We start from the raw sequence: 22,703 nt of genomic DNA on the forward strand, positions 1-22,703 counted from the left end.
CGCCCTACTCCAGAAATTCCGGGCCAAAGGAATCCGGCAAAATCTCATCCATGGTGTAGCTTTTGGCGTCGCCATCTTCACCTGTGCAAATGATTTGCGTGTCAGGTGTGGCGAATTCGCGAATGCGCTGGCGGCAGCCGCCGCAAGGGGTGACGGGATCAACGCCTTTGCCGATGACAAAGATGCGGTGAATTTTCTTTGCGCCAGCGCCAATCATGGCGGAGATGGCTGCCGTCTCGGCACAGTTGCCCTGCGGGTACGCCGCGTTTTCGATGTTACAGCCCGCATAGATTTGCCCATCATCCGCCAGAATGGCTGCGCCAACCGGGAAGTCGGAATAGGGCACGTGCGCATGTTTGCGCACGGCCTGAGCGGCATCATAAAGAGCTTGGGTCACCGCATCCATCTTAGCGCTCCTTAACATAGGGTTGGCCGATGGCTTTTGGTGGATTGGCCCGACCGATAAAGCCCGCCAGAAGCACCACAGTAAGAATATAAGGCAAGGCCTGAATAAACTGCACTGGCACTTCACCGATCATGGGGAACTCCACGCCTTGCAGGCGAATTTGCGATGCACTGAGCACGCCGAACAACAAACATGTCCACATGGCCTGCCACGGACGCCACTTGGCAAAAATCAGTGCCGCAAGCGCGATAAAGCCACGGCCCGACGTCATATTCTCAGAAAAGTTTGCGCCCTGGGCGGTGGATAGAAATGCCCCGGCAACGCCGCACAGCAAACCTGTAACCACCAACGCCCGATAGCGCAGCATGGCCACTGAAATACCCGCTGTGTCCAGCGCTTTTGGGTTCTCCCCCACGGCGCGCAGGCGCAAGCCAAAGCGCGTGCGGAACAGAACAAAGGCCGTAACCGGCACCATCAGGAAGGCGAAGTAAACAATGATCGAATGGCCGGAAAGCAATTGCTCGTAAATCTCGCCAATAATTGTCACTTGGCCAAATTCTTGTGCGAAGGGCAATTCGATGTTGGCGAAACGCTCGTCCGGACGCAGATTTGGCGTAGTGCCCCCGCGACGGAACCAGGCATGGCCCAAAAATACAGTGAAGCCAGCGGCCAAGAAGTTCAGCGCCACACCAGAAATAATCTGGTTGCCGCGGAAGTTGATAGAGGCCAAAGCGTGGATCATCGACATCACAACGGACACGCCCATCGCGGCAGCGAGGCCAAGCCAAACGGAGCCCGTAACAGCGGCTGTGGCGGCAGCGGCAAACGCCCCGCCCAGCATTTTGCCTTCGAGGCCAATATCCACAATGCCTGACCGTTCAGAATAAAGCCCAGCCAGGGCCGCAAGCATCAATGGCACCGCAAAGCGAACACTGGAATCGAGCAAGAGAATGATATCTGTTGCACCCATGATCTATGCCTCCGTATCTGCGGTTGTTGGCGCCTCGGGCGAGGGTTTCACCCTTCGGGCAAATATGCGCTCCAGCAATGGCCGGAACATATCGCCCATGGCACCCGTGAACAGGATCACCAAGGCTTGGATCACCACCACAAGGTCTGACGGCACAGCTGGCAATTCAAAGGCCAGTTCCTGCCCACCCTGATAGAGCGCACCGAATAATAGCGCGGCCAAGGCAATGCCCACCGGGTGGGAGCGGCCCATAAAGGCAACGGCAATGCCAACAAAGCCAAAGCCATGCACATAGCCTACGACGAGCCGCTTTTGCACGCCCACCGCTTCATTGACCGCCATGAGTCCGGCCAACGCGCCGGAGATGGCCATTGCAATAATGATCACCGAAACGGCTGAAATGCCAGCATAGCGGGCGGCTTCCTTATTGGCGCCAAGGGTACGGATTTTATAACCGAGCTTGGTGCGCCAGATCAGCACATAGGTGAAGATCAGCGCGGCGATGCCGAAAAAGAATGTGATGTTCAGCGGCGAATATTGGAACGCATCAAACCAGTCGGACATCAACGGCAGGCGGCCCTGTTCGTTGATTGTGCGCGTTTCCGCATTGGCACCCGGTGCTGTGATGACTTGCGCCAGCATATAGCTCATAAACGCTGAGGCGATAAAGTTGAACATGATGGTCGTGATCACAATATGGCTGCCGCGCTTCGCCTGAAGCCAAGCAGGGATAATGGCCCAAAGTGACCCCATCATCATGGCCGCAAGGGTTGACCCGAGCAGCACCAGAGTCCAGTGGGTCTGATCAAGCCAAAGCGCCACCATGATGGCCCCAAGGCCCGCCACATAAGCTTGGCCCTCACCACCAATATTGAACATGCCTGCCTTAAAGGCGATGGCAACGGCAAGACCGGTGAAAATGAAGTTGGTGGCATAGTGAAGCGTGAAGCCCCAGCCCATCCCTGTGCCAAAGGCACCATAGAACAAGGCCCACATGGCATCGAGCGGGTTTTCCCCGATGATGGCCACGGCCAAACCGCCGATCACGAATGCCAGCAACACGTTGAGCACTGGCATCAAAACAATTGTTACCCAATTGGGCAAAGGCTGGCGCGCACTCATAGTTTGATTACTCCAGACATTTGCTAAGCCCCCTCTTTGGGATCAACCCCGGCCATGGACAGGCCAAAATCTCGTTCGCTGGCATCAGGTGTCAATTCGGTGACGATTTCCCCGTCAAACATCACCAAAACCCGGTCAGACAGGGCCCGGATTTCATCCAGCTCCACAGAGACCAGCAAGACCGCAATGCCTTTATCCCTTAATTCAATAATGTGCTTGTGAATGAACTCGATGGCGCCAATATCGACGCCGCGCGTGGGCTGACCCACAATGAGCACGTCCAAATCACGATCCATTTCCCGCGCCAGCACCACTTTTTGCTGGTTACCGCCTGAGAAATTGGCTGTTTTCAACCGCGGATTGCGCGGGCGAATATCGAACATTTCAATACGGCGTTCGGCTTCTGCAATAGATTGCTTTGGCGACAGAAACGGACCTGAGCCATAGGCTTCAGAATCGTGATAACCAAGAATGGAATTTTCCCATTCTTCAAAATCGGTCACCAAACCCATCTTGATCCGGTCTTCCGGCACATGGGCCAATCCCATCTGACGTACTTTCGCCGCACTATCATCACCGTCGAACCGCACCAATTCGCCATTAATGCGAACTTCGCCCAGCAGCGGCGCTTCCATGCCGGAAATGGCGCGCAAAAGCTCGGACTGGCCGTTGCCGGCCACCCCAGCGATGCCGACGATTTCGCCAGCACGCACATTAAAGCTGACATCTTTCACCCGCGGCACGCCAATGTCGTCGGTTACCGACAGGCCATTAACTTCCAACACCACGTCTTTCGGTTCAGCTGGCGTTTTATCGACACGCAACAAAACGCGGCGGCCCACCATCATTTCCGCCAATTGTTCTGGCGAGGTGTCTTCGGTGGCTACGGTGCCGACCATTTCGCCCCGACGCATCACCGAAACTGTATCGGTCACGGCCATGATTTCGCGCAATTTGTGCGTGATCAAAATGATGGTTTTGCCTTCTTCGCGCAACTGTTCGAGAATGCGGAAAAGCTGGTCGGCCTCGGTTGGCGTCAATACGCCCGTTGGCTCGTCCAAAATCAGCACATCGGCACCGCGATAAAGCGCCTTCAAAATTTCTACGCGCTGTTCCTGTCCCACGGACAGGTCTTCAATCAACGCGTCCGGGTCGACATCCAACCCATAGTCTTTGGCCAGTCGCGCCAACTCTTCGCGCGCCTTTGCCATGCTGGATGCCAGAAGCGTTTCGCCTTCAGCGCCCAGAATAATGTTTTCCAAAACGGTGAAATTTTCCACCAGCATAAAGTGCTGGTGCACCATGCCGATGCCCAATTCCAGCGCGTGGCTGGAATCTTTGATTTTCACCAATTGCCCATCGACCCAGATTTCACCGCTATCGGCAGTGTAAAAGCCATAAAGAATTGACATCAGGGTGGATTTACCCGCGCCATTTTCCCCCACAATGCCGTGGATCGAATTGCGCTTCACCGCCAAATCAATGTTTTTATTCGCCTGAACTGGCCCAAATGCTTTGGACACTTTCTTCAGGTCAATGGCAAATTCAGACCCAGCAGCCTTTGAAGGCTGCTGGGCGCTTGTTGTCTGGTGCTCAACCATGTCGAGTTACCATTCCAGTTTTTAGTTTAGACTATGATACAGGGCAGGAATTATCTGACCGGTAGTCATGCACTTCAATCTCGCCAGAATTGATTTTTGCAGTCAATTCTTCGAGTTTGGCTGACATCTCATCGGTGATCAATTCTTCATTGTACTCATCGACTGCAGCACCAACGCCACCTTCGGCAAGACCAAGAGATTGAACGCCTGATGACCATTCGCCATTGGCTTCGTCGTTGAATGCATCTTGCACTGCAACGTCAACGCGCTTGACCATTGAAGTCAACATGTTGCCAGGGAACAAATAGTTCTGGTTGCTGTCCACACCAATGCCGTACTTGCCAGCATCCGCTGCAGCTTGCAACGCGCCTTCACCAGCAGCACCCGCAGCGGCGTAAATCACGTCAGCGCCACGCTCAAGCTGTGAGCGACCAACTTCGCCTGCGGTGTTGATATCGTTAAAGGCAGCAAAGTCTGTACCGATAAGGTTCTGCAGTACTTCAATGTCAGGATTTACAGCTTTCGCACCTTGCACATAGCCACAGCCGAAGGCCTGCAACAATGGGAAGTCAAATGCAGTGATATAACCGATAGTACCTGTTTCAGACTTCATCGCCGCCAACGCACCCACAAGATAGGAGCCTTCTTCTTCTTTAAACAACACTGAACGCACGTTTGGCAAGTCTACGACAGCATCGATAATCACAAAGTGCGTGTCTGGGAATTCTTTTGCGACAACCTCTAGGGGCTCGGCCCAGTTAAAGCCAGGCACCACGATTGGATTCATACCTTGTTGCGCAAATCTTCGAAGAGATTGTTCAAATTGCGCATGAGTTTGAGTTTCGAAATCACGATAAGAATTGCCGGTTTCTTCTTTGTATGCTTCGGCTCCGTTCCAGGCCATTTCGTTAAACGACTTATCGTTTTTGCCGCCTGTGTCATAAATCAATGCAGGTTCTGCCAATGCTGTGCCTGTCATCAATGCAGCGAATACGGCTGTACCGAGAACGGCTTTCGCGCCGGTGAACTTTTTATTCTGGACTGACATGAATATCTCCCTTGTCAACTTATCCACACGTAACAAGACCTAGTGTAAGATCCAAATGTGGTGTTTTTAATTCAAGCGCTTTCTTGGTCCCTCCGCAAGTAAAAACGCCTAAATCCCCACGCAATCGTTACCTATCCCCTACAAAAAGTTCAAGATTTTTTTAACCAGACGGTAAAAATAATTGATTTTTTGACCAGACGGACGAAATTTTTATTTGTGATTCAACAAGTTAATGATTTGGGCCTTTGCCGCCACTGCGTCAGCTTTGTCATGTGTAATCAAAACCACGGGTAAGTTGTTTTGCTGAGCTAATCCAAAAACAAAAGTGCGCACCCGATCACGCAACTCCACGTCAAGTGCGGAGAACGGCTCGTCCAGCAACAAGGCTTTGGGCTTTGACAGCAGTACCCGCATCAGCGCAATGCGGGATTGTTGCCCGCCGGAAAGTGTCAGCGGGTCACGCGCGCCCAAATCTTCAAGATGCACCGCCCGCAGCTTTTCGCGCACCTTTTCGCATCGCTCTTGCTTGGAGCCGCCGCGCGGCAAGGCAAATAGCAGGTTTTCTTCAACACTCATATGCGGGAACAAAAGCGGCTCTTGAAACATCAGGCCAATTTTGCGGCGGCTTGGGTCCTCATGGGTGATGTCCTGCCCATCCAGGATGATCTGGCCGCGGCAGCTAAATCGCGGCGATAGGAACCCCGAAATGGCGTTGAGCAATGTTGACTTGCCTGAGCCTGACGGCCCCATAACCGCCAACACTTCCCCCGGCGCAACTTCGGCATCGATATCGAGCAACGTGTCACCGGCCAGCGAAATGCGAAGGTTTTTGAGAATGAGGCTATGTTCGGCCAATTAGGCCTCCCGCTGTTTCGAGAAATAGATTTTGTTGGGATAAAGCAATTTTGGCAAGACCAGCGCCAAAGCAAATCCGACCGCAGGCAACAGCGTTTGCACCAACGCGTAAATGCCAATCAAACGACGATCACCACCAGAAGCCAGCGCCACCGCCTCAGTGGTGATGGTGGGCACACGTCCCGCCCCGATCATTAATGTGGGCAAATATTGGGCCACAGAAATGGCAAAGCCAAGCGCAAGCGCAGTGAAGATCGGTTTGAGCAACATGGGTAATTTGATTTGGAAGAATATCCGATTTTGCGACTTGCCCAACGCTGTTGCCGTTTGCATATAGCGCGGATCAAGATCATGAAAACTCGCTTCCAGCGCCAAGTAAGTATAGGGGAACACAAAAACCACATGCATGATGGTGACGGGCCAGAAACTGCCATCCAGCCCATAGCGCACCAACAGAATGGAAATGCCGGAGATAAAGGCAATTTGCGGCACGATCAGCGGCAAATAGATAAGCCGCAATGCACTTTGGGTTAGGCGGATATCGTGGCGCTTTTCATTTTCAAGGCAGAGCAGTGTTTGCACCACAGAAATGAGGGCTGCCGCCACACCAATCTTGATTGCATTGAAAGATGGTCCCCACAGATTTGAGGCGTTGTCGAGCCATCGCATCAAATTCATCGTGCGTGGCAGCGCTTCAGGAAAGCGCCAATAACCTGCAACCGACCAGATGCCCAAAATCACAATGCTCGCGGCCGATATTGTGACCATGGCCAGCATGGCGATATTGAAAATCTGGCGCACAATCTGATCATTTTGATGGCGTGCGCCCTTTGATTGCATCTGGCGCATCAAATAGCTGCACAGCATTTCCAAAAGCCACCATGCCAACAATGCGACAAGCGTGGCACCGAGCTGGAATACGGCCCCGGCAGCGGCCACAAACCGCATTTCAATGTCCGGATCGTTCATCCAGCGCAAAATTTGCACGGGCAAGCTGGGCGGCAGGTTGGGCCCCAAAATCAACGCCACATCCACCACGGAGCTTGAAAAAGCAATGACCGCAAAAATCGGCAGGCGGATTTGGCGGTAGAGCGCAGGCATCACCACGGTCAACCAGGCCCACACACGGCCATACCCCATGGACCGCGCCAACTTTAAGCGCTTATCCACATTGATTTGCGACGCCGCGCTTAAGCACATCAAAAACAGGAACGGCACTTCCTTGAGCACCAACCCTGCCAGCAGCGCATAGCCGAGCGGGTCATTGATGATCAGCCAATCTGGTGGACGATCAAAGCCCGTCGCCCACGGCGACAGCAAGCGGATCAACCAGCCAGAGGGCGCAAACAAAAAGGCGAAACCGAAGGCGGCGGCAGCATGCGGCACGGACATGAGCGGCGAGACAAACCGCGAAATTCTGGCAAAGAAGGGCGCATCCCAAAAGGCGGCGAAGAAGCCAATCACGATGACAAAAGAAATGATGGTGGTGACCAGCCCAATCCAAATGGACAGATGCACAGAATGCCAAAAACCGGGGACGTGCATCGCCTTATGCAAATGGTCCCACGTCAGCTCCACGCCACCTAGTGTGGGGAAATAGCCAAATGCAGGCGCCGCCACACCAATCAGGCCCGCAAGTAGCGGGCCTGTGAGCAACAAAATCACAAGGGCGGGCGCTACCCAAAAAACTGCATTTAGCGCCCGATTGGTCATGGTCATTACATATCGCGCATGAAGCGTTTGGTCCATTCTTCCTCAAGCATTGTGGCCCAGCTTGCGTGCGGCTCGAGTAGGGTTTTGCCGAACTCTTCGCCCTGCAATGTTGCGGGCCCAAGTTCCAGCGCGTCAAAATAGGCCTTTTGCGCGTCGGGTAAATCATTGATGGCGAGGACTGAGGGATCGCCCCACACATTTTCGTCGGCCTTACGGGCTTGCGCTTCGGCAGACAAAAGGAAATTGGCAACAACCATTGCGCCAGCTTTGGCGTTGGCATTGTAAGGGATTGTTACAAAATGGGAGTTGCCCATTGAGCCGTAATCCATCACGAAAGACCGTACGCTGGGTGGCAATTCACTTGCATTGATGGCTGATGAGGCTTCACCGGGGTTAAATGTCATGGCGATATCAATTTCACCGTCGGCCAAAAGATTTTTGAGCTGCGTGGTGTCCGAAGCATAAACGACGCCATCGCGCCAAAGATTTGGCTTTAGCTCGTCCAAATAGGTCCAAAGCGACGCCGTGACTTCAGCAAAGATCTCTTCAGTCGCTGGCTCGCGCAAAACAGATGGGTCATCTACAACGCCATAAAGCACCTGCTTCAAAAATGTAGTACCAATGAAGTTTGGCGGCGCGGCATAGGTGAAGCGGCCGGGGTTTTCTTCCGTCCATTTGGCCAATTCTTCCAGCGTGGTGGGCGGTTTAGCCAAGATTTCGCTGTCGTAATAAAAGGTGAGCTGCGCCATGCCCCATGGGCTTTCCTGCCCATCAACCGGCACGGTAAAATCGTAAGTCAGGGTCGGTTTGCCCTCAATGTCAGCATATTCATAATTGGGCAGCTTTTCGGCCCAATTACTGTCGATCAGCAGGCCCTGCTCTTTCATGGCCGCAAAGTTTTCACCGTTGATCCAAATGAGGTCGACAGAGCCCCCCTCATCGCGACCAGCCGCTTTTTCGGTGATCACGCGGCTTACGGCGGTGGCTGTATCTTCCAGCTTCACATGCTCGATGCTGACGCCATATTTGGCCTGCACCTGCTCGCCTGCCCAAGCGATATAATTGTTGATGTTGGGCGCGCCGCCCCAAGCATTGAAATAAACGGTTTGCCCTTTCGCCTGATCCAACACATTTTGCCAATCCGTTGGGTCCGGTGCGTTTTCTTGCGCCAAAGCAGGCGTGCCTGCGCCCATGGCCAAGATGGAGGCAAGAACAAGTTGTTTTGCTGATGGTGAACGGAAAAACCGACTTTTACGCATTAAATATCCTTCGCACATTGCGTGCTTAATGATTGATCATCAAGGATATTTGTTACGCGATTGCCAGCAGAAGTACAGCCCCTTAGAGCTACAACTCTCGCTCACATAAGTGTGAAATGCTTTTAGTTGTGTTCCGGCTCGGCAGTGTCTTCCGTATCAACCGGTATTGCTTGGGCATCAATTTGTGCCGCGAACCGATCAAAAAAGCGGTCGATCACCCCTTGGGCACTTTTACCCACCAGCTTTGAGCCCAGTTTTTCGATTGAGCCTGATACTTCACCATGGGCTTCAAATGTCAGAATACAGGCCTCATTGGCCAAGCCCCAATCCTGCAATTCAATATCTGCGGCGCCGCGCGCGAGCCCCAAAAGGCCGCCACGACCGCCACCCGAAAGTGTGTAGGCTCGGGCAGGTTCAACGTTTGAAAGTGCAAGGTCGCCCTTAAAAGTGGGCTTCATAATGCCCAAATTGACGGTGATCGAGGCTTCCAGATTTTCGCTATCCACCCATTCAATTCGGTCACATCCGGGAATGCAGGCCTTCAATACTTCTGTGTCGTTCAACGCCTCCCAAACCGCCAATCGCGGTGCTGTAATGCGATAATGTCCAACAAATTTCATAAAAGGCCTTTACCTCGAGCGAAACAATTCCAATATCTGCAACACATGGTAACATGCTTGCACAGTGTCAATTGATGACGATAAAAGAATTATCTAGAGTTTACACACTAACATTTTTGGTTCTTAGGCTGAACGGGGAATAATATGGCAAACGAAATCGCAGAAAAACCATTGCAATATTTGGACAAGGCAATGGGCGCGATCCGCGAAATGGGCCTTTGGCCAGAAACTGTTGAAGAAGCACCGATCACAGGGCTCCTACAAGAAATCACAGATTTGGATGAAACACGCGTCATTTTGATTGGCCGCACTTTGAATCAGGCCAGCGTGTTCAATGAAGTCGTACGCGAGCAAATCGCGGCGATGAATATCGGCGAACGCTATGAAGATATCACCAACGGCTTTGACAGCATTCGCGATGATGCCAAGGGCATGGTGGATCAGCTAGAAGACGGCAAGCTGGATATGTTGGAGCGCGCTTCCAACGTTTGGATGAAAGTCACCCGTGGCGACATCCCAACTCGGTTTGAAAAAATCCGCACCACCTATTTGGAAGTCACCAAAGACACCAAAGATCAGGTTGACCGCGAACACACCATTTTGGAAGCCTATCGCGATTTCCGCGGCGCGCTAAAGCAATCAGAAGTGATGGCTTTGGAAGTGCTGGAAAAAGCAGAAGCCAAGCTGGAAGAGCGCAAAGAGCATTTGAGCAATGCGACGAAAGAACTGGAAAACTTTGCCGATGGCACACCCGCTGATCGGGCGCGCCTGGAGATGGCCCGCGACGAACGCTTGCGCGAAATGCAGCAGGAAGAGCGCCGTTATCAGATTGCAAAAGACCTTTCTGACAATCTGACCATTTCATACAACACGTCTGAAGTGATCATGGCGCGTTTGATGCAAACCACAAATGCCAAAGAGCGTGTGTACCAGCAATCCATCTCTTTCTTCTCCACCAACGAAACCGTTTTGACAGCGTTGAGCGCGTCTTTCACTGGCTTGTTTGGCTTGCATGAAAGCACAGAAACATTGAACGCAATGAAGGAAGGCATGTCTAAAAGTCTTGAGACGTTGGCCGAGATTGGCGATACGGTGCAAGAAGAAGCGCTTAAGGCCGGATATGGCCCGACCATTCGCGCCGATGCGGTGAAAAAGCTTGTCGACAGCGTTGTGAATTTCCAAGAAAAGTCACGTTCGATCATCAATGACATGCGCGAGCAAAGCACGAAGAATTCTGCTGAAATTCGCGATGCCGTGGAAGATGGCAAGCAGCGTCTGGCAAAATTGGCAGCGGAAGGCAACACGCTTTTGGCTGAACAAAAGCAAAGCTAATTTTGCTCTTTAGCAAAACGAGAAACGGGAATTTGTTTTGAGCAAAGACAAGTCTTTACCGCTTGATGATGTGATGATGGCGATGGACGTGGTGGATACGCTGCGCCATCGCAATGATCTGGTGACGCGGGAACTGAATGAAGAAAACCGCGCCTCCAGTTTGGTAGACCGCCTGCGCGAAGTCTACCACCAGCAGGGCATTGATGTGCCGGATCACATTTTGCAAGAAGGGGTCAACGCACTTAAAGAATCCCGTTTCAATTATGACCCGCCAACAGGTGGCTTTAGCTATCGGTTGGCGCGGGCCTATGTGTCGCGCGATCGCTGGGGCAAATGGGTTTTGGGCCTCGGCCTGGCGCTCGGCATTGGTCTATCTGGATATTTTCTGGTTTATCAGCCGATGCAGGCCAGCCAAATGGCGGCAACGCAAGCCTATCTCAATCAAGAATTGCCCGAACAATTTGACCAACTTGTCACCCAAATTGAAGCCACCGCCAAGGTCGAAACGGCCAACGCACAAGCCGCAGAACTGGCTGAACGCGGCAAACTGGCTGCCAGTGTTGGCGACCAGGTTGCGGCTGAAAAGTTTTTGGGCGATCTCAACGGCCTGCTCAGCACATTGCAGAGCGAATATCGGGTGCAGATCGTCAACCGTGAAGGCGCCGATACCGGCGTTTGGACCTATCCGGATGTGAACCAAGACGCGCGCAATTATTATGTCATTGTCGAGGCGATTGGGCCGGATGGCAACGCCTTGCCGCAAAGCATCACCAATGAAGAAACCGGCATTGCAGAGACCGTTGAGCAATGGGGCGTGCGCGTGAGCGAGGTGCAGTTCGACGCGGTGCGCGATGACAAGCTTGATGATGGCATCATTCAAAACAATATTATGGGCCTCAAAGAATTTGGCTATTTGAACGTGGATTACACGCAGCCAGTTTTGGGCGGCGCGATAACAAAGTGGTAGGACAAGCATAATGGTAAAAGGTCCAGAAGCACTGCGCCGATTAGATCGCTCCATGCGCGATATTCGCGATGAAGAACGCTCGCTTTCCCGCACATCTGCAGACGCATCGGCGAAGATCGCGCGGTTGCGTGAAGTGGAAAGCGAACAGTTTTTGCATCTCGCCAAAGTGCGCCTTGATCCAAAGAAACGCGATGAAGTCACTGAATATATTTCGCGTGCGGAAAAAGAAGCCAACAGCATATTAAAGCGCCATGCAGGCAAGTTGGATGAAATATCTGAGTTGCTGGCAGATGTGGATAAGGACATTGAAACCACACGCGCAAAGCGCGACGAAGCGATGTCTGATTTCGAGCAGGCGCAGAAAAAGCTGGATCAACTGAGCACTGAAGTTTTTGCCGATTTGGACAAAGACCCCGCCTATGCGGCGCAGAAGCAGGCCGTTGAGGAAGCAATTGCCACTTTTGATCACGCCAACAAAAAGGCGGAGGTGGCCGAGCAGGATCGCGAAGAAAAAGGCGCGCCCTATCGCAATGATCCGCTGTTTATGTATCTGTTTGAGCGCGGGTTCAACACAGGGTCCTATCGCGCAAACAACATCACCCGGATGCTTGATGGCTGGGTGGCGCGCATGGTGCGCTATCACGATGCCAAACCAAACTTTGTGATTTTGAACGAAATCCCCATGCGGCTGCGCGAACATGCAGATCAGGTGCAGGACGAGATTGACGAAGAGCAACAAAAGCTTGAAGCGCTCGAGGATGCTGCCTTTGACGCCCATGGCGGCAAAAAAGCCCGCGAAACGGCTGATCGCAGCGAAGAAATTATCGGCGAGATTGATGCTCGTTTGGTGGAGCTGGAAGATAAGCGCGACGAGTTGGTGCATCGCCAACGCAAGTTCACCCAAGGGCAAAATCCAGCCTACCGCGAAGCGGTTGACCTGCTTGCATCTGGATTGCAGCGCGAAGGGCTGGAAGATCTTTATGCTGCGGCGCGGCAAACAGCGACGCGCGAAGATGATCAGATCGTGCGCAAGATTGATGCGGTACGCTCGGAAATCATTTCGTTGGAGACTGAACTTCGGGCATGCAAGGACCGCTTAAAGGTCCTCTCAGAGCGTCGACGTGAACTGGAAGACATTGAATGGGAATTCAAACAAAAGCGCTATGATCGCCCGTCATTCGATTTTGACGACGATCTGGTCGAAGATTTATTGGGTGAGTTTTTGAAGGGCGCCATCACCGCCTCGAGCTATTGGGGCAAATGGCAAGACGCGAAAAAATATCGTGGCCCGAAACGCAGCCGCTCAAAAGATCAATATAGTAACCCTTGGGGTGGCAAATCCTATTCTTCAAAGAAGAAGCGCCGCTCAAAGGATTTCGGCACATTTGGCTCCAGCTCGTCGGAGTTTTCGCGCCCGCGCAGCACCCCGCGCGGCTCCAAAGGCAAGCGCGACCATGGTGGGTTTAAGACTGGCGGCAAGTTTTAAACCGTCTATGCAACTGCCACTTTGCATCGTGCAATAAATGACGGCTTCTAAACTGCACCCCGCCGATGGACGCATGCCTGCCTATGCCCAATATGGCACGCCAACGTGCCAATCCATTTCTAATGGCACATCGGCAGCGCGTTCTGCCCCGTCTTGTTTTCCAAGTCTGACACTTTTGCGCCCGCCAATAGGGGCATGAGCGATTCTTGTGTGGAGCGGGCGACAAAAACGCTAAACTTTGAATCGGACGCAATTTGTGGCGTGGTTTTACAAAATGCTGGCTCGACGCCGATGGAGAGGCTGCCTTTTATGCTTTTTGACTTAAACGTACGTATTTGGGCCTGAACTGCGCGTAGCTTTTCTTTTTCAGCTTCAGGAAATACGAAGACGTGAAGAATCTTGCCTTGAGCGGCAGGTTTCGTGCCGCGCGGCATTTCGTTGGCCGCGGCCAACCTCAGATTTGCGCGGGTCTTTTGCGTGGTGCCGCCCTCGGGAGTAAGCGAAAAGACAAACTGGGTCTGCTCTGGCAATGGCTTTAAATTTGCATCTGCCTCAACCGCAAAGACCATATCCTCAATAGGATCATTCACCACATCTAACTTGGACATGGTTTGGATTGTGCCAAGCGTGTTGAGTGACATACATCCCACCAGCAAGAAGGGGACGGCAAGAATGAACGCGATTTTTGGTAATCTAGGCATGGCAATTCCCTCTCAAAAACTATTGAGAGGGAATCTAGCTATTAATTTAAATATTTCAAGTCTTACTTGATTAATTCACCGAGCGCGCTGGCGCCATTATCGGCGGCGCCGACCAATTGGCGCATGCCAGTGAACAGTTCACGACCCAGTCCATAGTGTGACTCGCTCAAATCTTGCGTGGCCACTGGACGGGCATCAAATTCTGCTTGATCGACCAATACTTCCAGCACACCATTTTCCGCATCCAAGCGGATGATGTCGCCATCTTTGATTTTGGCGATGGGGCCACCGTCGACGGCTTCCGGCGTCATATGGATCGCGGCTGGCACCTTACCCGAAGCGCCGGACATACGACCATCGGTGATCAGCGCCACTTTGATGCCGCGATTTTGCAGCACCGACAGCGGTGGCGTTAGCTTGTGCAATTCTGGCATGCCGATGGCTTTTGGCCCAGAGAACCGCACCACGGCCACCACATCTTCGTTCAACTCGCCCGCTTTGAATGCGTCATTCAGCTCATTTTGCGAATGGAACACTTTGGCCGGTGCTTCCACCACACGATGTTCTGGCTTGACCGCAGAAATTTTGATCACGGATTGGCCGAGATTGCCTTTGAGCAGTTTCAAACCGCCATTTTTGGCAAAGGGCTTGCTGCACGGTGTCAGCACATTTTCATTGCCGGATTCTTTGGCAGCGGGTTCCATTTGGATGCGATCATCGATCAATTTTGGCTCTTGTGCATAAACATGCAAGCCAGAACCCCAAATGGTTTTTACATCGTCATGTGCCAAGCCCGCATTGAGCAGTTGGTCAATCAAGAAGCCCATGCCGCCCGCTGCGTGGAAATGGTTCACATCGGCCATGCCGTTCGGGTAAACGCGGGTGAGCAAAGGTGCCACATCGGACAGGTCAGACATGTCCTGCCAGTTGATTTGAATGCCTGCAGCGGCGGCCATAGCGATCAAATGGATGGTGTGGTTGGTGGACCCGCCCGTCGAGTGCAACCCGATCATGCCATTTACAATCGCCTTTTCGTCTACGACGCGGCTGGCTGGCGTGAATTCGTTGCCCAACGCGGTGATGGCCAAAGCGCGGCGCGTAGCCTCTTTGGTAAGGGCATCGCGCATAGGGGTGCCGGGATTGACGAAGCTGGAACCTGGCAATTGCAGCCCCATGATCTCCATCAGCATTTGGTTGGTGTTGGCGGTGCCATAAAAGGTGCAGGTGCCGGGAGAATGATAGCTTTCGCTCTCAGCTTTAAGCAATTCATCGCGCCCCACTTTACCTTCGGCATAAAGCTGGCGAATGCGGGCTTTTTCGTCATTGGGCAGGCCAGAAGGCATTGGCCCTGCAGGCACAAACACCGCTGGAATATGGCCAAAGCTGAGCGCCGCGATTACCAGACCGGGGACGATTTTATCGCAAATGCCGAGGAACATGGCCGCATCAAACATATTGTGGCTAAGGCCGACGCCTGCTGCCAACGCGATCACATCACGCGAAAAGAGCGACAAATCCATGCCAGGCTGGCCCTGAGTGACGCCATCGCACATGGCAGGGACGCCACTGGCGACCTGCGCCACAGCGCCTGCCTGCTCGGCTGCCGCCTTGATCTGATCCGGATAATCCTTATAGGGCGCGTGCGCCGAGAGCATGTCGTTATAGGCGGTGATGATGCCGATATTGGGCGTAATCTCATCGCTTAACTTGGCTTTGTCGCCCGCCCCGCAGGCTGCGAAACCGTGGGCCAGATTGCCACAAGAAAGCGCGGTGCGGTGAACGCCCTGTTTGGCAGCGGCATCCATACGGTCCAGATAAATCCGCCGGGTTTTCTCACTGCGTTTGGTGATGCGGTCTGTCACATCACGGATCGTTTGATGAACGCTCATTTGTTGCTCCTTTGGATTTATCAGTGCGACCTTACTGGGAACAAAGGATGTTTGGGTAATACCCTAGGGACACCAGAAGATATTGAGTTCTTTAATGGTTTGGCGCAGCACGGCGCGAATGGGCATATCGGCCACCTCGCCTTCGCCAAACGCCGATTTCAAAACGTCTTGCTTTTCATCGCCTTCAATATGCAATGCCAAGAAACTGGATTGCAGCAATTGCGGCAGTGTAAATGTGATCCGCGGTTCGCCCGCGCCCGGCGCTTCGATCGCGGTAAATGCATTTTGGTTTTTCAAATCAATCGCTTCGGCCAATTGATCGCCGCCGGGGAAGAATGAGGCCGTGTGGCCATCCGTACCCATGCCCAAAATCACCACGGTGAAGGGTTTGTGCACACCTTCAAACTGTTTGCCGAGCAATGTTGCGCCTTCTTGCGCGGTTTGTCCGTCGACATAAAGCGGCAGGAATGCGGCACCATTGGCCTTGTTTTGCAGCAAATATTCGCCGACCAATTTGGCGTTTGACCGATCAGAACTTGGCGGCACCCAGCGCTCATCCACCAATGAAATGGTGACGCGTGTCCAATCCAGCTCTTCTTCACTCAGGGCCGTAAAGAACGCTTTGGGTGTTGACCCACCGGAAACCAGCATACTGGCTTTGCCCGAAGCTTCAATGTCGCGCTTTAGCTCAGTGGCGACGCGGAAAGCCAGCGCACGGGCCAGCTTATCTTTGTTTTCGAAATTATGGTCGATTACATCTGCCATTCGTTCACCTATATTGCTTTGGGATCGTCCAGCTCTTCATGCCATGTACGGCCGTCGCGCTCGATCAGCGCAACTGAACTGGTGGGCCCCCATGTGCCAGAGGTGTAGCCATGCAATGGTGTTGCGTCATTGTCCCACGCTTCGCGGATCGGATCAATCCACGCCCACGCCGCTTCCAACTCGTCACGACGCATAAACAGGGTTTGGTTGCCGCGCACCACATCCATGAGCAACCGCTCATAGGCTTCTGGGGTCCGCTGGGTAAACGTATCAGCGAAGCTAAGGTTCAATGGTACCTGACGCAAACGCATGCCGCCTGGGCCAGGGTCTTTAATCATTAGGAACAGTTTCACCCCTTCGTCCGGTTGCAAGCGGATCACCAAGCGGTTTGGTGTCGGCGCGCCTTCTGTACGAGAGAAAATTGAATGCGGGATTTCACGGAATTGGATTACAATTTCGGACGCACGGCGCGCCATGCGTTTGCCGGTGCGCATATAGAACGGCACCCCGTTCCAGCGCCAGTTTTCCACCTCGGCTTTGATCGCCACAAATGTTTCTGTGTTGGATGTCGCGCCATCGCCCAGCTCTTCAACATAGCTCGGCACCTTGGTGTCTTCAGCGCTCACACCGCGATATTGGCCGCGCACGGTTTGCTTATGAACTGTTTCGCCCACGATGGGCTTTAGCGCGCGCAACACTTTCAGCTTTTCATCGCGCAGGGCATTTGCTTCATCTGATGCGGGCGGCTCCATCGCCACCAAGCACAAAAGTTGCAACAAGTGGTTTTGCACCATATCGCGCAAAGCACCTGATTTTTCGTAATAGGAGCGACCACCCGCCCCAACTGATTCAGCGGCGGTGATTTGAATATGGTCAATATGAGCCGAGTTCCAGATCGGTTCGAACAGGGCATTGGCGAAACGCAAGGCCAACAGATTCTGTACCGTCTCTTTGCCCAAATAATGGTCGATCCGATAGACCTGATCTTCGCGGAACACTTCGGCCACAGTGTCGTTGATTTCCACAGATGATTGCAGATTGTGCCCGAGCGGCTTTTCCAACACCACCCGCGCATCGGGTGTCCAATAGTTTTGGCTGGAGAGATAATCGCAAATGGGGGCGAACAGGAATGGCGCAACCGCCAAATAGAAGGCCCGCACCACGCTTGGATCATTGCGCAAACGGTCACTCAATGCCGCCCAACCATCGCGGTCGGTAACGTCGTTGGCGATGTAGGAGAAGCAACCAATGAAATCGTCGAGCATTTGAGGCTCGATATGGTCTGCATCCACAAATTCATTCACTGCATCGCGGGCGAATTTTTGGAATTCCTCATCGCTCATTTCTGACCGAGACACGCCAATAATACGTGAGTTTGTGTCGAACTGCCCGTCATAAAAGCGATAATAGAGCGCAGGGATCAGTTTGCGCTGCGATAGATCGCCGGTGGCGCCAAACACCACATAATCAAAAGGATCGACCGGAATAATACGGGCGGACATAGGCATTCCTTTCATTGTTCGCGCATGACGCGCTGGCCCCAAGCGTGCTTATGCAGCTTTTTGCGCCATTAATAGTGCCCCATTTTGAGCGTCAGACTTTGCGGCTTGCACATAGTCGCCAAAGCGCTCAGTCAGAATGGGAATAAGCCGCTCACCCAACCCACCAACAATGGCAAGTTTTTGCGCGCCGCGGGCTTTAAACCAGTTGATGAATTGCTCGATCTGATCAAATTCAAACTGCATCAGTTCCAACGCAATCGGGTCATTCTTTTCGAAATGCTCAACCACAAATGGCGCGAGGCTGGCAAAATCTTTTGGCCATGCCTTGAAGGACCATGCCATCAAGCTGTTTTGGGTGCCGCCAAGATGGTCAATAACCACTTCAGTCAGCGGTGAGCCTTCGCTCAAGCCGTCCAACACTTCGATTGAGCGGCGGGCCAAAGCGCGTCCCAAAATTGCGCCGGAGGCGGTGTCTGAGATATGATAACCCCAACCGCCAACCGGGAAATATTCGCCTTTTACTTTGGCGAGGCCGGCCGATCCAGTACCGACGATCAGCACCGCGCCATCTTCGCCCAGATGAGCGCCTTCGCGGGCGGTTTCCACATCATTGTGCACAAGGGTTTTGGCAAAGGGATATTCACGCGCAGCAAAATCGCGGCGTGAGCTTTCCAAATGTGCGCCAGCGAGGCCCAAACAGGCGATGGTGCGGGTCATATCTGATTGGCTCAAGCCCGCCTCTTTAAAGACTTGGTGGCTAACATCAATGATGGAATTGTAGGCTTGTGACCCGTCACCAATTGTGGTGTTGGCCGGACCACCGCGCACCTGCGCCAAAATATTCAGATTCTCGTCCGCAAGCCGCGCTCTGCAATTGGTGCCGCCGCCGTCAATTCCGAGAAACAAGTTTTGCACGCAGTCCATCCTTTAGTCAAAACGTTGAAATTTGCGCGGACCATAAACGCAATTCGTCTTATACGAAAGTATTAATCCGCGCAAATTCGCTCGTTTTTTCGCAAAAATGCAATTGCAAGCCATTGGCTTTATCTGCGGCATGTTTTATTGAGGGCGTTCGTTTGAAAAAGGTGATGAATTGGCGTCCTGTTTGTTTATCTGTTCTACGTGCAAATTTAGCTCCACCAGCGCTTTTAACGATAAAGGCGAAACCGGCGGCGAGTTGCTTGCCAATTTGGTGGAAGCAGAGCGCGACAATCGGCAGATGGAGCTTAAGATTGTACGCCACCCCTGCCTTTGGAGTTGCAAACAATCCTGTGCAATACAATTGCAGGACGATGAAAAAATTGGCTATCACGCGGGCGGGTTCACCCCAGACCAACCCACCGCAGAAGCCATTATAGATTGGGCGGCAGCGCATCAACGCACCCCGGATGGCGAAGTGCCATTTGCAGAATGGCCCCGGGCCATGATGGGACATTTTATTGCGCGCCTGCCCACAATGAAGAAAGAAAAAGACGATGACTAATCACTCACTTATTCTTGGCGGCGCCAAGTCAGGCAAAACCGGATTTGCCGAAGGCGTTGCCCTGAAAGGCAACCAAAAGCCTCTCTATGTGGCCACGGGCCGCGCCTATGATGACGAAATGAAATTGCGGATTTCTGCCCACCAACAGGCGCGCGGCGATCATTTTGATACAGTGGAACAGCCCATCAATTTGATTTCAGCGCTTGAACGCGCACGCGGCAAATATGATCGGGTGTTGGTGGATTGCCTGACCCTTTGGATCACCAATTTGATGATGGCCGATTATGATGTGGATGAAAGCGTTGAGGCCCTCGCCCATTGGTTGAGCACCAATAATGATATTTCAGTTATCTTGGTGTCCAACGAAGTTGGCCAAGGCGTGGTGCCCGACAATAAGATGGCCCGCGAATTTGTGGACCATGCCGGTATTGCCCATCAGGAACTGGCCCGCATCTGCCAAAATGTGGTGTTTGTCACCTCAGGTATCGCACAAAATCTAAAAGGTGAATTGGCGTAAGTCACCAGCATGCTGGCTAGTTGAAGAACGCCGCCAGCACCAGCAGCGTGCCCAAGATCAGCGTGAGGGCAAACCAGTATAGCGTCACGGCGCGGTCAATATCGTCCGCGTCTACTTGCTCTTTGCCCTCGCCCATATAGGCCAATTTCACCGTTTCGCCATCATAATCGCGCGGGCCGCCCAGTTTGACGCCGAGGGCGCCGCCCATGGCCGCTTCCGGCCAGCCTGCATTTGGCGATTTGTGCCATTTCGCATCCCGTTGTGCCGACCGCCAGGCCGCTTTTGCGTCAAACCCCTCTTTGAATTTCGCTGCGACAGTGAAGAAAAAAGCAGTGATCCGCGCTGGCACAAAGTTGGCCCAGTCATCGAGCTTGGCGCTGGCATAGCCGAAGTCCTTAAAGCGCTCGTTCTTGTGGCCCACCATGGAATCGGCCGTGTTGATCATTTTATAAAGTGCAATGCCCGGCAGGCCAAAAAGCATCAGATAGAAAATCGGCGCGACCACACCATCTGAGGCATTCTCGGCCAACGATTCCACCGCACCTCGGGCCACCCCGTCTTCATTCAAATCATCCGGATCGCGCCCAACAATGTGGGACACCGCTTCGCGGCCTTCATCCAGCGAGCTGCGCAGGCCCTCAGCCACGGCTTTCACCGCGCGGCCCAGTTCCTTTTGTGCGATCAGGGTGCCGGCGAAGAAGATTTCAAAAATCCAACCGAAAGGGGCGCTGCGGGTGATGGCAATGATGATCAGGCTGATCAGCAAAGTCACGGCCAGTGCCAACCCGATCATGGCATAGCCATTTTGCCGCCGTCTTTGATCGGGCAACTCCGGGTGATTGCCGCGCTCTTCCAGAATTGTAATGAGTTTGCCCATCCACATCACCGGATGCCCAATGGCATCTAGCAACTGCCGGGGATAACCCACCATTCGTTCCAACAGCATGGCGAGAAAGGCAATGGCAAAGCTCATGATCAATTTCCTATAATGTCATGTCGCGCGGGGTGGCGAACAGGCTGATTAGCTTGTCGCCATCAATGTGGCGTTCAATATGATCGGCAAATCCGTCTAAAATCTGGTCAATGCGGGCTTCATATTCAAGGTCGGTGCTCATCATGGCCCCGAGATTTTGCAAAAAGGCGCGGCGGAACTGGTCGCTGGCGAACAAGCCATGCAGATAAGTGCCCATGATCCGGCCACTGCGCGCCATCGCCCCGTCCGTTTCATCACCGATCTGGCTAAAGGGTCGCGCCCGATCAGGTCCCTGCGTCTCACCCATATGCATATGGTAGCCGCGCAGGGTTTGTTGGGTCGCTAAATGGAGAGCCTCCTCTTCGCGTAGGTGCTTTTGGCTGGCCATGGTGGTTTCAATATCCAGCAGGCCAAGCCCATCGATTGAGCGCGGTGCGCCTTCGACGCCCTCTGGGTCGTGAATTTTTCTGCCCAGCATTTGATAGCCACCGCACAGGCCCAACACGGCACCACCTGCACGGGCATGGGCGAGAATATCGATGTCCCACCCCTGGGCTTTAAGCGCTTCAAAGTCAGCGATGGTGGCTTTGGAGCCGGGCAGTAAAATCAGGTCAGCGTCGCGGGGTAGCGGATTGCCGGGCTGTATGATTTCGACGCTCACATTGGCTTCCTGCCGCAGCGGGTCGAGATCATCAAAATTGGAAATACGCGGCAGGCGCGGCACGACAATTTTTAACCCATCGCGCTTCACCAGTTCCGCATCATCCAGCGCCAGCGCATCTTCAGGCGGCAGCAATTTTGCATCGGCATAGAAGGGCAACGGGCCAAAACAGGGGCGCTTTGTGTGCGTTTCGATAAAGGTTTTGCCCTCTTCAAAGAGCGATGGATCGCCATGGAATTTGTTGATCAGGCTCGCCTTGATCAGGGCAGCATCTTCCGGCTGTGCCACCGCGAACGTGCCAACAATTGACGCGATCACGCCGCCGCGGTGAATATCGCCGATCAATGTCACGGGCAGATTGAGCACTTGGGCAAAGCCAAAATTAGCAATGTCGCTGTCGCGCAAATTCACTTCGGATGCGCTGCCCGCGCCTTCGACCAAAACAAAGTCATAAGTTGCGCTCAGTTCCTGAAAGGCTCTGATGGCCTCGGGCAAATATTCAATGCGGCGCTTGAAATATTCTCGTGCACTCATGGACGCAACGCGCTGGCCGCGCACGACCACTTGTGCACCCGTTTCATGCTCCGGCTTGAGCAAAACGGGATTCATTGCGGTGGTGGGGGCAATTTTGGCGGCGCGGGCTTGCAGGGCTTGGGCACGGCCAATCTCACCACCATCAGCGGTCACAGCGGCATTGTTGGACATGTTTTGCGGCTTGAAGGGTGCTACGGGGAAGCCGCGATTGTGCAACAGGCGACACAGCCCGGCGACCACAAGGCTTTTGCCCACATCCGAGCCGGTGCCCATAAACATCATGCTTTTGGCCGTCACGC

Annotated in this window: 21 protein-coding genes; 5 read left to right on the forward strand and 16 right to left on the reverse strand. The window is 53.3% G+C overall.

Going from position 1 to position 22,703, the window contains the following annotated elements:
- Nucleotides 1–4 precede the first annotated feature (4 nt).
- The 9 genes from MXMO3_RS15475 to MXMO3_RS15515 all read right to left on the reverse strand — a co-directional run bounded on the left by MXMO3_RS15475 (nt 5) and on the right by MXMO3_RS15515 (nt 9,594).
- Complete coding sequence (locus tag MXMO3_RS15475; RefSeq protein WP_117396453.1) at nt 5–406, reverse strand: cytidine deaminase; 402 nt, start codon at nt 404–406, stop codon at nt 5–7.
- Nucleotide 407: 1 nt separating this feature from the next.
- Entirely contained in the window at nt 408–1,376 is a 969-nt protein-coding gene (locus tag MXMO3_RS15480; RefSeq protein WP_117396454.1) for an ABC transporter permease, read from the reverse strand.
- Between the two features lie 3 nt (nt 1,377–1,379).
- On the reverse strand, nt 1,380–2,498 hold the full coding sequence (locus tag MXMO3_RS15485; RefSeq protein ID WP_027833972.1) for an ABC transporter permease: 1,119 nt from the start codon (nt 2,496–2,498) through the stop codon (nt 1,380–1,382).
- Nucleotides 2,499–2,521: 23 nt separating this feature from the next.
- Nucleotides 2,522–4,099 (reverse strand): ABC transporter ATP-binding protein, encoded by a 1,578-nt coding sequence (locus tag MXMO3_RS15490; protein ID WP_117396455.1) that lies wholly within the window; start codon nt 4,097–4,099, stop codon nt 2,522–2,524.
- Between the two features lie 31 nt (nt 4,100–4,130).
- Nucleotides 4,131–5,147, reverse strand: coding sequence for a BMP family lipoprotein (locus tag MXMO3_RS15495; RefSeq protein ID WP_245985762.1), 1,017 nt, complete (start codon nt 5,145–5,147; stop codon nt 4,131–4,133).
- A 210-nt stretch (nt 5,148–5,357) separates the two neighbouring features.
- Nucleotides 5,358–6,002, reverse strand: a complete 645-nt coding sequence (locus MXMO3_RS15500) for an ATP-binding cassette domain-containing protein (RefSeq protein WP_117396456.1) — start codon at nt 6,000–6,002, stop codon at nt 5,358–5,360.
- Nucleotides 6,003–7,751 (reverse strand): ABC transporter permease, encoded by a 1,749-nt coding sequence (locus MXMO3_RS15505; protein WP_245985763.1) that lies wholly within the window; start codon nt 7,749–7,751, stop codon nt 6,003–6,005.
- Nucleotides 7,721–8,974: an ABC transporter substrate-binding protein gene (locus tag MXMO3_RS15510; RefSeq protein ID WP_117396457.1), complete on the reverse strand. Its 1,254-nt coding sequence runs from the start codon at nt 8,972–8,974 to the stop codon at nt 7,721–7,723. The genes MXMO3_RS15505 and MXMO3_RS15510 overlap by 31 nt, the downstream gene beginning before the upstream one ends.
- A 122-nt stretch (nt 8,975–9,096) precedes the next feature.
- The gene (locus MXMO3_RS15515) at nt 9,097–9,594 is read right to left on the reverse strand and encodes an SRPBCC family protein (RefSeq protein ID WP_051213347.1); all 498 of its coding nucleotides are present in this window, start codon (nt 9,592–9,594) and stop codon (nt 9,097–9,099) included.
- Nucleotides 9,595–9,738: 144 nt separating this feature from the next.
- On the opposite strand from MXMO3_RS15515, the gene MXMO3_RS15520 reads away from it, so the two are divergent.
- The 3 genes from MXMO3_RS15520 to MXMO3_RS15530 are packed head-to-tail and all read left to right on the forward strand — an operon-like array spanning nt 9,739 to nt 13,379.
- Nucleotides 9,739–10,926, forward strand: a complete 1,188-nt coding sequence (locus MXMO3_RS15520) for an ATP synthase subunit B family protein (protein ID WP_027833978.1) — start codon at nt 9,739–9,741, stop codon at nt 10,924–10,926.
- A 37-nt stretch (nt 10,927–10,963) separates the two neighbouring features.
- Nucleotides 10,964–11,893 (forward strand): DUF6384 family protein, encoded by a 930-nt coding sequence (locus MXMO3_RS15525; RefSeq protein WP_027833979.1) that lies wholly within the window; start codon nt 10,964–10,966, stop codon nt 11,891–11,893.
- Nucleotides 11,894–11,903: 10 nt separating this feature from the next.
- Nucleotides 11,904–13,379 carry a hypothetical protein gene (locus MXMO3_RS15530; RefSeq protein WP_117396458.1) on the forward strand — a complete coding sequence of 492 codons (1,476 nt, stop codon included), beginning with the start codon at nt 11,904–11,906 and terminating at the stop codon, nt 13,377–13,379.
- Nucleotides 13,380–13,498: 119 nt separating this feature from the next.
- Here MXMO3_RS15530 and MXMO3_RS15535 read toward each other — a convergent pair whose 3' ends face one another.
- From MXMO3_RS15535 to MXMO3_RS15555, 5 genes are all read right to left on the reverse strand, one after another.
- Nucleotides 13,499–14,080, reverse strand: coding sequence for a hypothetical protein (locus MXMO3_RS15535; RefSeq protein WP_117396459.1), 582 nt, complete (start codon nt 14,078–14,080; stop codon nt 13,499–13,501).
- A 62-nt stretch (nt 14,081–14,142) separates the two neighbouring features.
- Entirely contained in the window at nt 14,143–15,969 is a 1,827-nt protein-coding gene (gene edd / locus MXMO3_RS15540; protein ID WP_027833982.1) for a phosphogluconate dehydratase, read from the reverse strand.
- 63 nt (nt 15,970–16,032) lie between these two features.
- Entirely contained in the window at nt 16,033–16,734 is a 702-nt protein-coding gene (gene pgl, locus MXMO3_RS15545) for a 6-phosphogluconolactonase (RefSeq protein ID WP_117396460.1), read from the reverse strand.
- A gap of 8 nt (nt 16,735–16,742) precedes the next feature.
- Nucleotides 16,743–18,236: a glucose-6-phosphate dehydrogenase gene (gene zwf / locus MXMO3_RS15550; protein ID WP_117396461.1), complete on the reverse strand. Its 1,494-nt coding sequence runs from the start codon at nt 18,234–18,236 to the stop codon at nt 16,743–16,745.
- Nucleotides 18,237–18,284: 48 nt separating this feature from the next.
- Complete coding sequence (locus tag MXMO3_RS15555; protein ID WP_162889306.1) at nt 18,285–19,151, reverse strand: glucosamine kinase nucleotide-binding domain-containing protein; 867 nt, start codon at nt 19,149–19,151, stop codon at nt 18,285–18,287.
- 190 nt (nt 19,152–19,341) lie between these two features.
- Between MXMO3_RS15555 and MXMO3_RS19110 the strand changes: the two genes are divergently transcribed.
- A complete protein-coding gene (locus tag MXMO3_RS19110; protein ID WP_162889307.1) occupies nt 19,342–19,719 on the forward strand; it encodes a DUF1636 family protein in 378 nt (125 codons plus the stop codon).
- The gene (gene cobU, locus MXMO3_RS15565; protein ID WP_027833987.1) at nt 19,712–20,236 is read left to right on the forward strand and encodes a bifunctional adenosylcobinamide kinase/adenosylcobinamide-phosphate guanylyltransferase; all 525 of its coding nucleotides are present in this window, start codon (nt 19,712–19,714) and stop codon (nt 20,234–20,236) included. The genes MXMO3_RS19110 and cobU overlap by 8 nt, the downstream gene beginning before the upstream one ends.
- A 16-nt stretch (nt 20,237–20,252) precedes the next feature.
- Here cobU and cbiB read toward each other — a convergent pair whose 3' ends face one another.
- Both cbiB and MXMO3_RS15575 read right to left on the reverse strand, forming a co-directional pair.
- Entirely contained in the window at nt 20,253–21,209 is a 957-nt protein-coding gene (gene cbiB, locus MXMO3_RS15570) for an adenosylcobinamide-phosphate synthase CbiB (RefSeq protein WP_117396464.1), read from the reverse strand.
- Nucleotides 21,210–21,219: 10 nt separating this feature from the next.
- Entirely contained in the window at nt 21,220–22,701 is a 1,482-nt protein-coding gene (locus MXMO3_RS15575) for a cobyric acid synthase (RefSeq protein ID WP_245985765.1), read from the reverse strand.
- Nucleotides 22,702–22,703 lie beyond the last annotated feature (2 nt).

Source organism: Maritalea myrionectae (assembly GCF_003433515.1).
GTDB classification, from domain to species: Bacteria; Pseudomonadota; Alphaproteobacteria; order Rhizobiales; family Devosiaceae; genus Maritalea; species Maritalea myrionectae.

What these genes read in the sequence shown, in the direction of transcription:
- MXMO3_RS15475 (WP_117396453.1), bottom strand. Translation starts at nt 406, where the DNA reads ATGGATGCGGTGACCCAAGCTCTTTATGATGCCGCTCAGGCCGTGCGC.
- MXMO3_RS15480 (WP_117396454.1), bottom strand. Translation starts at nt 1,376, where the DNA reads ATGGGTGCAACAGATATCATTCTCTTGCTCGATTCCAGTGTTCGCTTT.
- MXMO3_RS15485 (WP_027833972.1), bottom strand. Translation starts at nt 2,498, where the DNA reads ATGAGTGCGCGCCAGCCTTTGCCCAATTGGGTAACAATTGTTTTGATG.
- MXMO3_RS15490 (WP_117396455.1), bottom strand. Translation starts at nt 4,099, where the DNA reads ATGGTTGAGCACCAGACAACAAGCGCCCAGCAGCCTTCAAAGGCTGCT.
- MXMO3_RS15495 (WP_245985762.1), bottom strand. Translation starts at nt 5,147, where the DNA reads ATGTCAGTCCAGAATAAAAAGTTCACCGGCGCGAAAGCCGTTCTCGGT.
- MXMO3_RS15505 (WP_245985763.1), bottom strand. Translation starts at nt 7,751, where the DNA reads ATGGACCAAACGCTTCATGCGCGATATGTAATGACCATGACCAATCGG.
- MXMO3_RS15510 (WP_117396457.1), bottom strand. Translation starts at nt 8,974, where the DNA reads ATGCGTAAAAGTCGGTTTTTCCGTTCACCATCAGCAAAACAACTTGTT.
- MXMO3_RS15515 (WP_051213347.1), bottom strand. Translation starts at nt 9,594, where the DNA reads ATGAAATTTGTTGGACATTATCGCATTACAGCACCGCGATTGGCGGTT.
- MXMO3_RS15520 (WP_027833978.1), top strand. Translation starts at nt 9,739, where the DNA reads ATGGCAAACGAAATCGCAGAAAAACCATTGCAATATTTGGACAAGGCA.
- MXMO3_RS15530 (WP_117396458.1), top strand. Translation starts at nt 11,904, where the DNA reads ATGGTAAAAGGTCCAGAAGCACTGCGCCGATTAGATCGCTCCATGCGC.
- MXMO3_RS15535 (WP_117396459.1), bottom strand. Translation starts at nt 14,080, where the DNA reads ATGCCTAGATTACCAAAAATCGCGTTCATTCTTGCCGTCCCCTTCTTG.
- edd (WP_027833982.1), bottom strand. Translation starts at nt 15,969, where the DNA reads ATGAGCGTTCATCAAACGATCCGTGATGTGACAGACCGCATCACCAAA.
- pgl (WP_117396460.1), bottom strand. Translation starts at nt 16,734, where the DNA reads ATGGCAGATGTAATCGACCATAATTTCGAAAACAAAGATAAGCTGGCC.
- zwf (WP_117396461.1), bottom strand. Translation starts at nt 18,236, where the DNA reads ATGTCCGCCCGTATTATTCCGGTCGATCCTTTTGATTATGTGGTGTTT.
- cobU (WP_027833987.1), top strand. Translation starts at nt 19,712, where the DNA reads ATGACTAATCACTCACTTATTCTTGGCGGCGCCAAGTCAGGCAAAACC.
- cbiB (WP_117396464.1), bottom strand. Translation starts at nt 21,209, where the DNA reads ATGAGCTTTGCCATTGCCTTTCTCGCCATGCTGTTGGAACGAATGGTG.